Origin of the sequence: Winogradskyella haliclonae (assembly GCF_014635865.1) — a bacterium.
GTDB classification, from domain to species: Bacteria; Bacteroidota; Bacteroidia; order Flavobacteriales; family Flavobacteriaceae; genus Winogradskyella; species Winogradskyella haliclonae.
Genome location: NZ_BMDQ01000004.1, coordinates 115,993 through 131,729, shown reverse-complemented (window position 1 = coordinate 131,729; position 15,737 = coordinate 115,993). Strand labels below are relative to the sequence as shown.

General features: G+C 33.7%; 16 protein-coding genes. 5 read left to right on the top strand and 11 right to left on the bottom strand.

Annotated features, from left to right (window positions below):
* Positions 1-59: 59 nt before the first annotated feature.
* Positions 60-2,909: an aminomethyl-transferring glycine dehydrogenase gene (gene gcvP, locus IEV10_RS13335; protein WP_188375234.1), complete on the bottom strand. Its 2,850-nt coding sequence runs from the start codon at positions 2,907-2,909 to the stop codon at positions 60-62.
* A gap of 194 nt (positions 2,910-3,103) precedes the next feature.
* Between gcvP and IEV10_RS13330 the strand changes: the two genes are divergently transcribed.
* A complete protein-coding gene (locus IEV10_RS13330; protein WP_308694226.1) occupies positions 3,104-3,865 on the top strand; it encodes a hypothetical protein in 762 nt (253 codons plus the stop codon).
* Here IEV10_RS13330 and IEV10_RS13325 read toward each other — a convergent pair.
* The 10 genes from IEV10_RS13325 to IEV10_RS13280 all read right to left on the bottom strand — a co-directional run bounded on the left by IEV10_RS13325 (position 3,848) and on the right by IEV10_RS13280 (position 12,079).
* A complete protein-coding gene (locus IEV10_RS13325; protein WP_188375232.1) occupies positions 3,848-4,105 on the bottom strand; it encodes a hypothetical protein in 258 nt (85 codons plus the stop codon). The two genes, IEV10_RS13330 and IEV10_RS13325, sit on opposite strands and share 18 nt — an antisense overlap.
* A 2-nt stretch (positions 4,106-4,107) precedes the next feature.
* Positions 4,108-4,662: a sigma-70 family RNA polymerase sigma factor gene (locus IEV10_RS13320; protein ID WP_188375231.1), complete on the bottom strand. Its 555-nt coding sequence runs from the start codon at positions 4,660-4,662 to the stop codon at positions 4,108-4,110.
* Between the two features lie 55 nt (positions 4,663-4,717).
* On the bottom strand, positions 4,718-5,608 hold the full coding sequence (locus IEV10_RS13315) for an SAM-dependent methyltransferase (RefSeq protein ID WP_188375230.1): 891 nt from the start codon (positions 5,606-5,608) through the stop codon (positions 4,718-4,720).
* A gap of 4 nt (positions 5,609-5,612) precedes the next feature.
* The gene (locus IEV10_RS13310) at positions 5,613-6,506 is read right to left on the bottom strand and encodes a fatty acid desaturase (RefSeq protein ID WP_188375229.1); all 894 of its coding nucleotides are present in this window, start codon (positions 6,504-6,506) and stop codon (positions 5,613-5,615) included.
* On the bottom strand, positions 6,499-6,855 hold the full coding sequence (locus tag IEV10_RS13305) for a hypothetical protein (RefSeq protein ID WP_188375228.1): 357 nt from the start codon (positions 6,853-6,855) through the stop codon (positions 6,499-6,501). Before IEV10_RS13305 ends, IEV10_RS13310 begins: the two co-directional genes overlap by 8 nt.
* A gap of 59 nt (positions 6,856-6,914) precedes the next feature.
* Positions 6,915-7,418: a GbsR/MarR family transcriptional regulator gene (locus IEV10_RS13300; protein ID WP_188375227.1), complete on the bottom strand. Its 504-nt coding sequence runs from the start codon at positions 7,416-7,418 to the stop codon at positions 6,915-6,917.
* Between the two features lie 91 nt (positions 7,419-7,509).
* Complete coding sequence (locus IEV10_RS13295; protein WP_188375226.1) at positions 7,510-9,552, bottom strand: M3 family metallopeptidase; 2,043 nt, start codon at positions 9,550-9,552, stop codon at positions 7,510-7,512.
* A 38-nt stretch (positions 9,553-9,590) separates the two neighbouring features.
* Complete coding sequence (locus tag IEV10_RS13290) at positions 9,591-10,430, bottom strand: hypothetical protein (protein WP_188375225.1); 840 nt, start codon at positions 10,428-10,430, stop codon at positions 9,591-9,593.
* Positions 10,431-10,442: 12 nt separating this feature from the next.
* On the bottom strand, positions 10,443-10,922 hold the full coding sequence (purE, locus tag IEV10_RS13285; RefSeq protein WP_188375224.1) for a 5-(carboxyamino)imidazole ribonucleotide mutase: 480 nt from the start codon (positions 10,920-10,922) through the stop codon (positions 10,443-10,445).
* Positions 10,923-10,924: 2 nt separating this feature from the next.
* Positions 10,925-12,079 carry a 5-(carboxyamino)imidazole ribonucleotide synthase gene (locus IEV10_RS13280; RefSeq protein ID WP_188375223.1) on the bottom strand — a complete coding sequence of 385 codons (1,155 nt, stop codon included), beginning with the start codon at positions 12,077-12,079 and terminating at the stop codon, positions 10,925-10,927.
* Between the two features lie 153 nt (positions 12,080-12,232).
* On the opposite strand from IEV10_RS13280, the gene IEV10_RS13275 reads away from it, so the two are divergent.
* The 4 genes from IEV10_RS13275 (at position 12,233) to IEV10_RS13260 (ending at position 15,699) form a co-directional block, all read left to right on the top strand.
* Positions 12,233-13,345, top strand: coding sequence for an adenylate kinase (locus tag IEV10_RS13275; RefSeq protein WP_188375222.1), 1,113 nt, complete (start codon positions 12,233-12,235; stop codon positions 13,343-13,345).
* A 127-nt stretch (positions 13,346-13,472) separates the two neighbouring features.
* A complete protein-coding gene (obgE, locus tag IEV10_RS13270; protein WP_188375221.1) occupies positions 13,473-14,471 on the top strand; it encodes a GTPase ObgE in 999 nt (332 codons plus the stop codon).
* Positions 14,472-14,540: 69 nt separating this feature from the next.
* On the top strand, positions 14,541-15,056 hold the full coding sequence (locus IEV10_RS13265) for a DUF4136 domain-containing protein (protein WP_188375220.1): 516 nt from the start codon (positions 14,541-14,543) through the stop codon (positions 15,054-15,056).
* A gap of 88 nt (positions 15,057-15,144) precedes the next feature.
* Positions 15,145-15,699: a mycothiol transferase gene (locus tag IEV10_RS13260; protein ID WP_229719722.1), complete on the top strand. Its 555-nt coding sequence runs from the start codon at positions 15,145-15,147 to the stop codon at positions 15,697-15,699.
* Positions 15,700-15,737 lie beyond the last annotated feature (38 nt).

Sequence of the window (15,737 nt, the reverse complement as noted above, 5' to 3'; positions counted from 1 at the left end):
AAAAACCATAAAAAAAGCACCCAAAAAGAGTGCTTTCAAAAATCTATAAATTATTTAATTTATGCTTCTATATATGCTTCGATAGGTGCGCAACTACAGATTAAGTTTCTATCACCATAAGCTTCATCAACACGTCTTACGGTTGGCCAAAACTTATTGTCGGCAACAAACTCTAATGGAAAGGCTGCTTTTTCTCTAGAGTATGGTAACAACCAATCATCAGAAGTGAGCATTGCCATCGTATGTGGTGCATTCTTGAGCACGTTATTTAAGTCTTCTTTTTCGATACTATTAATTTCTTCTCTAATAGAAATCATAGCATCACAAAAACGGTCCATCTCAGCTTTGCTTTCACTTTCTGTAGGTTCTATCATCATAGTTCCCGCAACTGGGAAAGAAACGGTTGGCGCATGAAAACCGTAATCCATTAATCGTTTTGCAATATCTACGACTTCAATACCATGTTCTTTAAAATCACGACAATCGATAATCATTTCGTGAGCTGCACGACCATTTTCTCCAGTATATAATGTAGGATAATAACCATCTAAACGTTCTTTAATATAGTTAGCATTTAGAATAGCTACTTCAGTAGACTTTTTTAATCCTTTTGCACCTAACATTTTTATATATCCATAAGAAATAATGCATGCTAATGCAGATCCAAAAGGTGCTCCAGAAATAGCTGTAATAGCTTTATCACCTCCAGTTTTTATAATTGGATTTGTCGGTAAAAACGGGACTAATTGTTCAGCAACACAAATCGGACCAACACCAGGTCCACCGCCACCATGAGGAATAGCAAAAGTTTTATGCAAATTTAAGTGGCATACGTCAGCACCAATATTTCCTGGATTTGTTAAGCCTACTTGAGCATTCATATTAGCACCATCCATGTAGACCTGTCCACCATTGTCATGTATAATTTGTGTAATTTCTTTAATTGCAGATTCATAAACACCATGAGTCGATGGATAAGTTACCATCAAGGCAGCCAAATTATCCTTGTGTAATTCTGCTTTTGCTCTTAAGTCTTCAACATCAATATTTCCATCATCTGAAGCTTTTGTTACGACAACTTTCATTCCTGCCATTACTGCACTTGCAGGGTTGGTGCCATGCGCAGAAGAAGGAATTAAGCAGATGTTTCTATGATGGTCATTTCGTGACTGATGATAAGCTCTGATGACCATTAAGCCAGCAAACTCACCTTGAGCACCAGAATTAGGCTGTAAAGATGTACCTGCAAAACCTGTAACTTCATTTAACTGCTTTTCGAGAGCCCTAAGCATAGTGGTGTAACCTTTAGCTTGTTCTACAGGTGCAAAAGGATGTATTGCTCCCCAGCTGCTCCAACTTAATGGCAACATTTCGGATGCTGCATTCAATTTCATTGTACAAGAACCAAGCGAAATCATAGAGTGATTTAATGCTAAATCTTTTCGTTCTAAGCGTTTGATATAACGCATTAATTCTGTTTCAGAATGGTAGGAGTTGAAGACATCAAAAGTTAAAAAATCAGATATTCTTTTTAATTCATGTTGAATAGTTTCAACTTCAGAAATAGCTATTATTTTGTCTGTGCTTCTTCCTGTAACGCTTTCAAAAATTTCAACAATCTGGTTTAAATCAGAAATTGAAGTGGTTTCGTTTATAGAAATTGTAATTGTTTTTTCATCTGGGTAGAAAAAATTCACTTCACGTTTTTCTGCTTCAGTTTTTACTTTTGAAGCATCTGCTTTTATTTGAAGTGTATCGAAGTAATAGGTATTGGTTTGTTCAAGGCCTAACTTGCTGAGCGCTTCTGCTAGAGTTGCTGCAGAATTATTCACTTTATCAGCGATAAACTCTAAGCCTTTTGGGCCGTGATAAACAGCGTACATTCCAGCCATAACAGCTAATAATACTTGTGCCGTACATATGTTTGAAGTAGCTTTTGCTCTCTTAATATGTTGCTCTCGGGTTTGTAAGGCCATACGAAGCGCACGATTACCATTTAAATCTCTAGTAACACCAATAATACGACCAGGTACATCTCGTTTGTAGGCTTCTTTAGTTGCAAAATATGCGGCGTGTGGTCCACCATAACCCATCGGAATACCAAAACGTTGTGTAGTACCTACTACAACATCGGCACCAAATTTACCAGGAGCTTCTAGTTTTACTAAACTTAGAATGTCTGCTGCCACAGCTACTTTTATACGAGCATCATTAGCATTTTCTATAAATGTTTTGATGTCAGAAACTTGTCCATCTTTTCCAGGATATTGCAATAATGCTCCAAAGAAATCTTCAGAATGGCTAAAGTTTTCAGCATCTCCGATTACCAATTCTACACCAATAGGAATGGCTCTTGTATGTAATAATGATAAGGTTTGTGGTAATATGCTATCAGATACAAAAAACTTATTGACACCTGCTTTTTTCTGATCACGTTCTCTAACTGCAAAAAGTAAACTCATGGCTTCAGCAGCAGCTGTACTTTCGTCTAAAAGTGATGCATTTGCAATTTCCATACCAGTTAAATCAATAACCATTGTTTGGTAATTAAGCAAAGCCTCCAAACGACCTTGAGCAATTTCTGCTTGATAAGGTGTATATGCAGTGTACCAACCTGGGTTTTCTAAAATATTACGTTGAATTACTGCAGGAAGATTCGTAGGATGATAACCTAAACCTATATATGATTTAAAAACTTTATTAAGTTGAGAAAGTTCGTAAATATGATTTAAATACTCTTGCTCGCTTAATGCAGGGTCTAAATTTAAATCACTTTTAAGACGAATATCTGCAGGTACAGTTTCTGATACTAGTTGTTCTATACTTGTAGCACCGATGGTATTTAACATCGCTTTTTGTTCCTGAGAATTAGGGCCGATGTGTCTTAATGCAAAAGATGTTGTGTCCATTCTTTTTATCGCTGTATTTTTTGATATGCAAAAATACGGAATATGCCTTTTTTTTTAGTTAATGAAAACTAAAGTTTTTAACCGAAAAGGTACGTTATTAACACTTTAGTTATTTTTACGATGTGAAGGTTATTAAGTCCGTTTTTAATTTTTATATAAACAGTAGCATACATGTAGCTTTAGCTGTTTATGCGATGACGTGGGTTACTTTGATTTCGTTTGATTTACCCTATGACGAAAATGTGCTATATTTTGCCTTCTTTGCTACTATTACGGCCTATAATTTTATAAAGTATTTTGGTTTGGCAAAGTTTCATCATAGGAGTTTAGCCAATTGGTTACGTATTATTCAATTGTTTTCTGCAGTGGCATTTGTGTTTATGTGTTATTACTTACTTCAGCTTAATTTAAGAACTTTAACTTTAATTGGTTTTCTAGCGGTTGCCACATTTTTGTATGCGATACCTTTAATCCCTAAAAGATACCTGTTTGATGAACAGCAAAATTTAAGAGAAATAAGTGGCGCAAAAATTTATATAATAGCTTTAGTTTGGGCTTTTGTAACCGTGTTGCTACCTATTATTAATGCTGAGTTAGAGTTATCAGCGGATGTAAGTGTAACACTTTTTCAGAGGTTTTGCTACGTATTGGTTTTAATGCTGCCTTTTGAAATCCGTGATTTGAACTATGACAGCTTAAAACTGGCCACAATACCTCAAAAAATAGGCATAAAAAAAACCAAAATAATAGGGGTACTATTATTAATGGTTTTTATAATGTTAGAATTTTTTAAAGATGAAATTAATGAGATATCTGTAATTTCAACTTTAATGATAATGTTTATTACATTACTTTTTTTAATATTTTCTTCAAAGAAACAGCATAAATATTATAGTGCGTTTTGGGTAGAGGCTTTGCCAATATTTTGGTTAGGAACTTTACTTTTGCTTAGATAATTCTTTTTCAAATTGCTTTTGCAGATTATCTTTTTCTTCGCTATTTAAACAATTAGCATCAGAATTTTCTATTAACTTAGTTAATTTATTGTTTCTTTTTGTATAAGCTCTAGTAATCTGGCACCAGGATAATCTTATACCGAGTTTAACTCTTTCCCATAATGTTGCCTCACCATATTGATTTTTATCACAAATATGATGTGCTTCTTCACAGGTTATAAATAATATACTTTTTTTCATTTTTAAAACCAATTTTCTTCCATGCAACTAGCCATAGCTGTTCTTGCTCTATGGATAATTACCCAAAGGTTAGACGCAGTAATATCCAATTCATTACAAATGGCTTCAGTTTCATAATTTAATAAAGTTTTCATTTTAAAAACTTGTGCTTGTTTTTCGGGTAATTTGCCTAAGCAATTATGTATGGCTACACCTAATTCGGTATTCTCAATTTTATCTTCAGCAGTTTTGTCAAAAGGGTCAGCAACACGTTCTTCTAACCAATCACCTTCAGTTTCAGTATCACTGTTGTAAGACATACGCACTTCAGCTTTTCCTTTATTAGAATTTATTTTTCGATAATGATCAATGATTTTTCTTTTAAGAATAGCTATTAGCCATGTACGCTCACTAGCTTCGCCTTTAAAGTTTGACATAGATTTTAATCCTGCCAAGAAGGTTTCTTGGACTAAGTCTTGGGCGATTTCTCTATCACTAACACGCGTAATTGTATAGTTAAATAGATAATCGGAGTAAAGTTTAATCCAATCGTTAGGATTTATAGTGTGTTCTGCCATTGCTCTGGGCGTAATTTTCAGGCATAAAAATAGGATAAAAAAATGAGAATTCTGATTAGTTATAGGTGTTTGATTTTGTTGCGCTTATAATGTAATATCCAAAACTTTTCATATGTAATCCGGTAAGTAGTGCATAAAAGGACCCTTTTAAGTTATGCAGGCTCTCTTTCTTAATTGATTTTAATCTTAATAATTTTCCCAGAATGAAGCCGGTAATTGCAAAAGGAACATGTAATACAGATGGTGCAACCCTAAAAGACACATCTTCTACAGTAATATCTTTAAAACCAATCTCTTTCAAGCTTTTTTGAATGTAAGTATGAGTTTCTAGTTTTTCTAAACTCCAATTATCACATAGTTTTTTATATGAATATTTACTGCCTCTACAGAGTTTGTTGTTCTCTTTTTTAAGAAAGGCATCAGCAATGACTAATCGTCCACCAGGTTTTAGAACTCTATAAGCTTCTTTAAGAGAACTATAACTATGACCCGAATGACAAAAGCTTTCTACAGCCACAGCAGAATCAAAGCTATTAGATTGAAAAGAGGTGTTGTTGTAATTTTCTTTTAGAATGATGCCATTTTTTCCTTTGAGCAACTCATTGCCTTGCTTTACTTGAAAGTCCGATAATGTAACACCATATGCTATAATGCTTTTATAGCGTTTTAAAGCATGCCGCATTGTGCCTCCCATACCGCAACCTAAATCCACAAGTCTGTTTTTTTGTTTTCCAATATGCAAACGCTTGAGGACTTGAGTATTCATCTCGTTTAGCATTGAATCTCGTTTAAATACATTGGTTTTAAATGGAATGAAATATCCAAAGTGCATGTTATAATCGTTACTCCAAAATTCATAATCTTCTGTAGCTTCGTTATAGAAGTCTACCATTTCTATTCTGTTTTGTTCTGAATGATTATTATAATATAATGTTTGTGTGCTCATAACATTAAAATTTAGGGAATTGCCAATATGTTGTTTTATATTCTGATGCAGTATGTTTTAAATTATTTTTTTGAGTTTTCACCTCTTTAATAACTTTCAACTTTGATAAAAACCATGCTAATGTCCATCCAAAGTCTAACTCATACCATCTTGATGAAAATTTTGCAGAGTTAGGATATGAGTGATGATTATTATGGAACCCTTCGCCAAAAGATATTAAGCCAAGTAAAATATCATTAAAGCCACTTTCGTCTGCATCTTTTATTTTATGTCTTGCATAGCCATATTTATGTGACGCATAGCCTATATACCAATGACCTAAAATAATGGTAGATGTTCTTAAAGATGTAGCTATTAGCATACTGTTTAATCCAAGAAATATGAATACAATTAATGAGAAAATAATGTAATGGATATACCAAGTCTTATGCAACCATAAGACAAATGGGTCATTTAAGTCTTCATTGGGAATACTATACTTTTTTATATCTTTAGGTATGAATGTTAAATGAAGATTCCACCAAAAGTCTGCTAATAGTGAATGCTTGTATTGGAAATACCTTGGGCAGTCTAGTCTATTCTGCCAGTAGTCTCTAAAATAGTGTTGTTTTAACCAGTTCAATGGACTTCCTAGACCTGTTAGTACAAATAAATATAAACTTAATTGTCTGAATTTTTTGGATGTTTTGTATGATTTATGAATAATTCCTCTGTGTAGACCTACAGAGTGTCCAATTCCTACAGTTGCAAATAGTAAAAAGATATTAAATGCTAAATCTAGAGAAGAGAACTTGTAAAAGTCAATAAATATTATTGGAAGAACTATAATGTATAACCAGAATGTTTTGTTCCACGAAAATTCTATTATTCCATATTCTGTTTTTAGTAATTTATTCATCTTGTGGCGTTTTATATTCAACTTTTATTTTATGCGTTATGTAAAGATGGAATAGTGCTAAAAATGCAGAAACAAACATCCAAACGAACAATAGCATTAATGATTCAAGACTTTTAAGTTCGCCTAATACTCTAAAAGTTCCAGCTAGAGTTATTGTTACTGTAATGTATAAGTAGAACAATTTTTTTGCTTCTTCACTAAGTGAAGATTTATTTCTAAAGATTATAATTGACATAATTATTTGAGCCAGACCAAGTATTGGTAAAGCAAAAATACCTCCCCAAAAGGTTAATGAGATGCTCAAGCCCAATAGGGTTAAAACTTTGTTTGTTGTATGTAAGTTTTTCATAATTTCTAATATTTTAAACTTTCAGAAAAAATTGAAAATTTTATTTAAAAAATATATCTCTATTTCATGAGTTTAAAAACAGACTTTGTTAACCAATTTTGTTTTTGATTTACCAACTTATTCATTAGTGTATCTAAATCATCAGTCAATTCTTTTAAAGCTTTAGTTTGTTTAATCAATTCTTTTGTTTTTTCTGTGCCATCATTTTTAATTGATGAGACTTCATCTAAGACCTTAATGACAGGTTTTATCTCTCTTCGACTTCTTTCCTTTGCTATAATGCGCGCTAATTCTTGGACATCCTTCTCTGTAGTAAAGAACTCTTTGCGTTCTCCAGAGACTAATACTTTAGTCACAATACCCCAATCCATAAGCTGTCTTAAATTCATACTCGTGTTACCACGAGAAATTTTAAGATCTATCATAATATCTTCCATAGATAAAGGCTTTGTAGAGATAAAAAGCAAAGCTTGTATCTGAGCCATCGCTTTATTGATGCCCCAAAGTGTACCTAAACTTCCCCAGGTACTTATAAATTTTTCTTTTGCTTCTTGGTATTGCATATGACAAATATACAATAATTTTTAAACTTTCAATAATTATTGAAATTTTATTTTTTTGAAGTATATAAAATTTGAAAAATGATTAGTGAGTTTACTTTATCAATCCCGCACGTCTTAATAAGGCTTCGGGTTTAGGTTCTTGACCTCTAAACTTTTTGTATAAAACCATAGGGTTTTCTGTACCACCTTGAGATAATACATACGCTTTAAACTTATTGGCTACGGTTTTATTAAAAATACCTTCTTCTTTAAAATATTCAAAAGCATCGGCATCTAAAACTTCAGCCCATTTGTAACTGTAATATCCTGAAGAATATCCACCTTGAAAGATGTGTGCAAAAGCTGTACTCATACAGTTTTCTGTCACATCAGGATAAAGATTTGTGCCCGCAAAGGCTTTGTTTTCAAAATCTTTTACTGAAGATACTTCTGAAGGATTTTCGTGTGCATGCCAAGCCATATCTAACATTCCAAAGCTCAGTTGACGTAAGGTTTGCATGCCCTCATGAAATGTTGCAGAAGCTTTTATTTTTTCAATCAATTCCATCGGAATAACCTCACCAGTTTCATAATGCGTAGCAAACAGTTTTAAAGTTTCTTCTTCGTAACACCAGTTTTCTAAAATCTGACTAGGTAATTCTACAAAATCCCAATAGACACTTGTTCCAGACAAACTTGGATAAGTCGTATTAGCCAACATGCCATGTAATGCATGACCAAACTCATGAAATAGAGTGGTAACCTCATTAAAAGTTAGTAAAGAAGGTTTGCTTTTTGTGGGTTTTGTAAAGTTGCAAACGATAGACACATGAGGTCTATGATTATGTCCATCTTTAATCATTTGTGGTTTAAAAGAGGTCATCCAAGCACCATTACGCTTTCCTGCTCGTGGGAAAAAGTCAGCATAAAAAATTGAAACCAACTCACCAGAATTGTCAATGACCTTATATGTTAAAACATCTTTGTGGTATTTGTCAATAGTATCAATTTCTTCAAAATGTAACCCAAATAATTTTTCAGCAACACTAAAAGCACCATCAATTACATTTTCTAATTTGAAATAAGGTTTTAATTGTTCATCATCTAAACTGAATAGCTTTTGCTTTAATTTTTCAGAATAGTAGGCCGAATCCCATTTTTGCAGTTCGACTCCGCTCACTGACCCAGAAATAGAATTTGCAAATTTTTCTAATTCCTCAAACTCTTTTTCAGCTGCTGGTTTAGCTTTTTTAAGCAACTCATTAAGGAAATTCTGGACATTTTTTGGCGTTTCGGCCATGCGTTCTTCTAGGACAAAATGCGCATGTGTTTTATAACCTAATAATTGTGCACGCTCATTTCTGAGATTCGCAATTTTAAGAACAATGTCTTGATTGTCTAAAGCGTCACCCTTAAAGCCTTTACTGCCAAAAGCTTTAGAGAGCTTTTCTCTTAATTGACGATTATCTGCATAGGTCATAAATGGAATATAACTCGGATAATCCAGAGTAATTAACCAACCATCTTTCCCTTTGCTTTCAGCCATCTGCTTGGCAGCTTCTTTGGCGCCTTCAGGTAAACCCGATAGGTCTTCTTCTTTGGTTAGAAGCATTTCAAACGCATTCGTTTCGGCTAGGATATGTTCGCCAAATTTTAGCTTTAATTGGCTTAGTTCTTTGTCTATTTCACGAAGTTTTTTCTTCTTGTCCTCAGATAGATTTGCACCATTTCTTGCGAAACCTTTGTACTTTTTATCTAAAAGTGTTTTTTGTTCAGTAGTTAAGTTTAAGTCAGATTTAGAATCGTAAACCGCTTTGACACGTTTAAATAGTGCTTCGTTAAGTGTAATGTCATTACTAAATTCTGATAACAAAGGCGAAGCGTCTTGGGCAATTTTCTGAATCTCATCATTAGTTTCGGCAGAATTTAAGTTGAAAAATATACTCGATATTCTATCTAATTCTTCACCAGAATAATCTAGAGCTTCAATCGTATTTTGAAATGTTGGAATTTCAGAATTTTGTACAATAGCATCAATTTCAGCTTTTGCTTTTCCGATAGCTGTTTTAAAAGCTGGTAAAAAATCTTGAGTTTTTATCTTAGAAAATGGAGCTGTATTGTATGAGGTGTTGAAGTATTGATTAAGAATGTTCATTGATATTTACTATTAAAATAAATGTGTATCCGTGGAAGTTAGACTTTGGTGTATGCTATTAATAACGCATTTTTCTCATTGTATAAACTTAAATTACCATCATTATTAAGCACAAAATACCAACCAAAAGGGTCGTGCTTTGGTTTAAATGTTAAGCTTTTATTGTTTTTGTCTATAATGTCTACCGGTCTAAAACCTGCTTTATTAAATCTTATGTAATAGCCATCATCTGATAGTTTCAGTAACTCAAAATGACCTTTTGGAGCTTCGTAGGCTTCACTTTTAAATCTTTTTCGATGCCAAGCACCAATGTTTTCTTTTATAGACAATTTTTGAATACGTTTGGTTTCTATATAGGTATCAATTAAAGCTTCACTTAATTTCGTCTCAGACTTAGGTTTAATTTTAGACAAGAGACTGTCGTAAATACTATCTTGTCCAAATACTGAATAATCATAAAAGGAGCCAGTGAGACCCTCTAGTTGATAAGATGGAAACATCAGTAATTTTCCCGTAACTTCTTTTTGTTTTATCAATAAGGGCCAAAAATCTAAATTGGATTTTGGTATGAGGTTGTGAATAAAAAAGAACTCATTATAACTATTAGGTGCTTTAAATATTGAATCGCCTTTAAGTTCATAAAAAAGAGCAGATTTAATAAGCGTAACCAGTGATAATGAATCGTAGGCTTTATAATTTTTAGCTTCCACCACGACTTTTTGGTCAAAATTATTTAGGGCTTCCCAATAGTTGTAGTAATCTTTACTGTTTAATGCTTTAATTTCGTTTTTATAGTCCTCTAATGGTAAGTCAAGGCCTTTCTTATCATTACAACTGAATACAACTAGTAACCCAAAAATGTATCTCCAATATTTCAATTTAAATCTTAATTATAGGTCTTTAGCAGAATCAATAACCTTAGTTTTTAAGCCCTCTTTGTAGATTTGAATTTTATCTAAAATACACTTGTCGCTTGACCCTAAAATCTGAGCAGCCAAAATCCCTGCATTTTTTGCGCCATTTAAGGCTACTGTAGCTACAGGAACACCTCCAGGCATTTGTAAAATAGATAGTATAGAATCCCAACCATCAATGGAGTTACTACTTTTAACAGGAACGCCTATAACTGGTAATGGTGATAATGATGCTACCATACCTGGCAAATGAGCAGCACCTCCAGCTCCGGCAACAATAACTTTAATGCCTCTAGCATGTGCATTTTTGCCATAGTCAAAAAGTTTGTCTGGTGTACGATGTGCAGATACAATATCTACTTCGACTTCGATGTCAAATCCTTTTAAAATATCAATAGCGTCTTGCATGACTGGCAAATCGCTTTTGCTTCCCATTATTACACCTACTTTACTCATAATTATTTGCTTATTACTTGTATGGTTTCTTTTACGTTTTGAGCAATTGCTCTAGCTTTATTAATATCTTTATCAATGATGGTTACATGCCCCATTTTACGAAAAGGTCTGGTCTGTTTCTTTCCATAAATATGCGGTGTTACCCCATCCATAGCCATAATATGTTCTATGTTTTTGTAAAGTACATCGCCAGTGTGGTTTTCTGCTCCAACAAGATTTACCATAACACCAGCTACTGTGCTTTCGGTTTTTCCTAAAGGTAGATTTAAGATGGCTCTTAAATGCTGTTCGAATTGGCAAGTAAAACTACCTTCAATACTGTAATGTCCAGAGTTGTGAGGCCTTGGAGCAACTTCGTTAACCAATACATCATCATCCTTGGTCAAGAACATTTCAACAGCTAAAAGTCCGACATGTTTGTATGCGTCTGCAACTTTCAAAGCTAATGCTTCAGCTTTATTGGTAATATGTTCTGGCAAGCGCGCAGGACATAATACATATTCTACTTGATTGGCTTCGGGATGAAACTCCATTTCGACCGTTGGATAGGTTTTTATCTCGCCACTTTCATTTCTTGCCACAATTACCGCTAGCTCATTTTTAAATGGAATCAATGCTTCAGCAATACATTCTGTATTTGGTAATTCTTTTAAGTCCGAAATAGTTCTAATGACTTTCACACCTTGTCCATCGTATCCAAATCGAGCACTTTTCCACACAAACGGAATCGATAATCCTCCATTATCTATGGCATCCTCAATTTCTGAAGCATATGCAAATCGCGAAAATGGTGCAGTAGGAATATGATGATCTGTATAGAATAATTTCTGCGTGGCTTTATTCTGAATTGTTCTTAGTGTTTTTGATGATGGGTATACTTTTTTGCCTTCATTTTCAAGAGTTTCAAGTGCATCAACATTAACGTTTTCAATTTCAAAAGTGAGCAAATCTACACTACGTCCAAATTCTAAAACAGTATCATAATCTAAAATGTCACCTTGAACAAATTCGTCACAAGCGAGTCGTGATGGTGCATCTTTACTAGAATCAATGACTTTTGTGGCAATGTCAAATTTTCTAGTGGCGTAAAGCATCATTTTGCCTAACTGTCCGCCACCTAAAATGCCAAGTTTAAAATCTGAAGAGAAATAGCTCATATTCGGTATTCCTAATAGTTCGGAAATCTTTAGTTAGAAATTGAAAATTGAAAAACAAAAATACACTAATTATAGAAGAATATTCCAAAATAGGAAACCAAAAATCGACTATCGTTAATCATTTGATTATCTTTGCCTTTTTAAAATTAAAACATGCTCGTAAAGCTTCAGGATTTATACTTTAAACCTTTTATTTCAGAAGAGAAAATACAAGACGCTGTGCAACAAATGGTTGATGCTCTTGCAGAGGACTTAAAGGATGAAATGCCCATATTTGTTGGTATTCTTAACGGTTCTTTTATGTTTGTTAGCGATTTTGTGAAAAAGTATCCGCATCCTTGTGAAGTTACTTTTATAAAATTGGCCTCTTATGATGGTGTAAAATCTACCGAAGATATTCAAAGACTTATCGGTTTAACTCAAGATTTAACAGATAGAACTGTTGTCATTCTTGAAGATATTATTGATTCTGGAAACACACTTGCTGAAGTGCATCGTATTTTTAAAAATGAAAACGTAAAGCAACTCTTAATTGCGACGTTGTTTTATAAGCCAGAGGCTTATAAGAAAGACTTTAAACTACATTATGTCGGTATAGAAATTCCAAATAAATTTATAGTAGGCTATGGCCTAGATTATAACGGATTAGGAAGAGACTTACCCGAAGTATATCAACTAAAAACAACACAACACATGACTAATATTGTATTATTTGGCCCTCCAGGAGCAGGCAAAGGTACACAAGCAAATTTCTTAAAAGACAAATATAATTTGGTACATATTTCTACTGGAGACGTATTTAGATATAATATAAAAAATGAAACAGCACTTGGCACATTAGCGAAGTCTTATATGGACAAAGGTGAGTTAGTGCCGGATGAAGTCACTATAGATATGCTCAATGCTGAAGTTGAAAAAAATGCAGATGCAAAGGGCTTCATTTTTGATGGTTTTCCACGTACAAATGCCCAAGCTGAAGCATTAGACGTATTAATGAACACTAAAGATTCTCAAATTAATGCCATGGTGGCTTTAGAGGTTGAAGATGAAGTATTGGTAAGTCGATTATTAGAAAGAGGAAAAACAAGTGGAAGACCAGACGATGCAGATGAAGGTATTATAAGAAATCGCATCAAAGAATATTACGATAAAACGGCTATCTTAAAAGATTACTATTCTAGTCAAGATAAATACTTTGGCGTTGATGGTGTTGGTAGTATAGAAGAGATTACAGAGCGTTTAAGTACAGTGCTTGATAAACTCTAAGAGTTTAATAGTTTTTTGTTAATGAAACTGAATATGAAACTTTGAGAGAAAGTATTCTTAAAATTTCTAACCAGATTAATACGCTCAGAAAATATCAATTAAACACTTCGACCTATAAAGGGAAATTATGACTGAAGGCAACTTTGTAGATTACGTAAAAATGCATGTCTCCTCTGGAAACGGAGGCAAAGGCTCTGCACATTTACATCGAGAAAAATACATACAAAAAGGTGGTCCTGATGGTGGAGATGGTGGTCGTGGTGGTCATGTTATTATAAGAGCTAACCCTAACCTTTGGACACTTTTACATTTAAAATTTAAACGACACATTAGAGCTGGTCATGGTGCTCATGGCAGTTCTGGTAGAAGTACTGGTGCTGATGGTGAAGATATGTATCTAGATGTGCCTCTTGGAACAGTTGTCAGAGATACGGAAACGAATAATGTCCTTTTTGAAATCACAGAAGAAGGTCAGGAGAAAATTGTTGCCGAAGGCGGAAAAGGTGGGCGAGGTAATTGGCATTTTAAAAGTTCTACCAATCAAACACCTCGTTATGCTCAGCCAGGTATTCCTTTGGAAGAAAAACACATCACCTTAGAGCTAAAAGTATTAGCTGATGTTGGTTTAGTTGGTTTTCCTAATGCGGGGAAATCGACATTATTGTCCGTTATGACGTCTGCAAAACCTAAAATAGCCGATTACGAGTTTACAACCTTAAAGCCCAATTTAGGTATTGTTGAGTACCGTGATTTTAAGTCATTTGTAATGGCTGATATACCTGGTATTATCGAAGGTGCTGCTGAAGGAAAAGGATTAGGCTATTACTTTTTAAGACATATAGAACGTAATTCAATACTACTATTTTTAGTGCCTGCTGATGCTGATGATATCGTTAAGCAATACGAAGTTTTACTAGATGAATTAAGACGTTACAATCCTGAAATGTTAGATAAGGAACGTTTTCTTTTAGTATCTAAGTCCGATTTATTAGATGACGAATTAAAAGCAGAGATGAAAGCTGAACTAGACAAGGATTTAAATATTGATTATATGTTTATGTCATCCGTTGCTCATCAAGGTATTCAGGAGTTAAAAGATAAGCTTTGGAAAATACTTAATTCCTAAAGTTTATCATTCATAAAGCGTTAAAATTTAAAACTCGGTTTCAATTTTTAGTATCTTTAAACTAAAAAGATGAGACTGCTGAGATTTCTTTCCATATTATTTTTATTTACGTCGTGTGGCGCTTTTGTTGATTACGATTACGAGAAAGATACTGACTTTACTCAATATAAAACCTACAACTATTTTACAGATATGAAGTCAGGTTTTAATCAACTAGATGAGAAACGCCTTGTACGAGCTATAGATGATAAGCTTAAAGCTATGGGCTTTGAAAAATCTGAAACTCCAAGTTTTAATATCGATATTCAATCTGGTGAAATTGATGCTAATTCTAACAGTGCTGTAGGTGTTGGTATTGGAGGTACTGGCCGTAATGTTGGTGGAGGAGTATCCATTGGCATTCCTGTTGGACAAAATAGAGTTATGCGAGAGATTAGTATTGAATTTGTAGACGATTCAAAAAACGGTGTGTTTTGGCAAGCAATAACTACGATGTCTAATATTGGTAATACGCCAGAAAAGCGAGAGGAAAGCTTTATGAAACTAATAGAAAAAGTCTTTAGTAAATATCCTCCCAAAAAGTAATGCGTTTTATGTTTCGTTAAGTTGTTGTTAAGTCCTCTCAAAAATTGAGATGTTCGATTTACATTTATATAAACCAAAACAGCAATCAATGAAACATTCTAAGTTTATTTTCAGCATTCTTTTCGTTTGCTTTTTCACAATTTCTAACGCACAATATGATGTAAAACCCCCTAAAGGCTATTCAAATGATATAGGCAACATGGTTTCCATGTTAGATGGATTAAAGGCTAGAGTTGAGCGTATTGTTAGAAATCTAGACCAAAACGGTACTGACTTTCTTTTAGATGAAAATGCCAATACACCAGGTGCTATGATTTACCATTTGGCAGCAACGGAAGCCTATTATCAGGTTTACACTTTTGAAGGGAGACAATTTAATAAAGATGAAGACGCAAAATGGGGTACAGCTTTAAGTCTTGGCGATAAAGCCCGTAAAGAGTTTGTTGGAAAACCTATTCAGTATTATTTAGACATCTATGATGAAGTTAGGGCGAAAACAAAAAAACTTTTAAAAGAAAAAGATGACGCTTGGTTTGCTGAAAGTAATGGTGGTATGACCAACCATTGGGCATGGTTTCATGTTATGGAGCATCAGGCCAATCATATGGGGCAATTGGCAATGATTTCTAAACGTATTAAATAAAAAAGAGGCTTGTACAAGCCTCTTTTTTTATTCTTTTA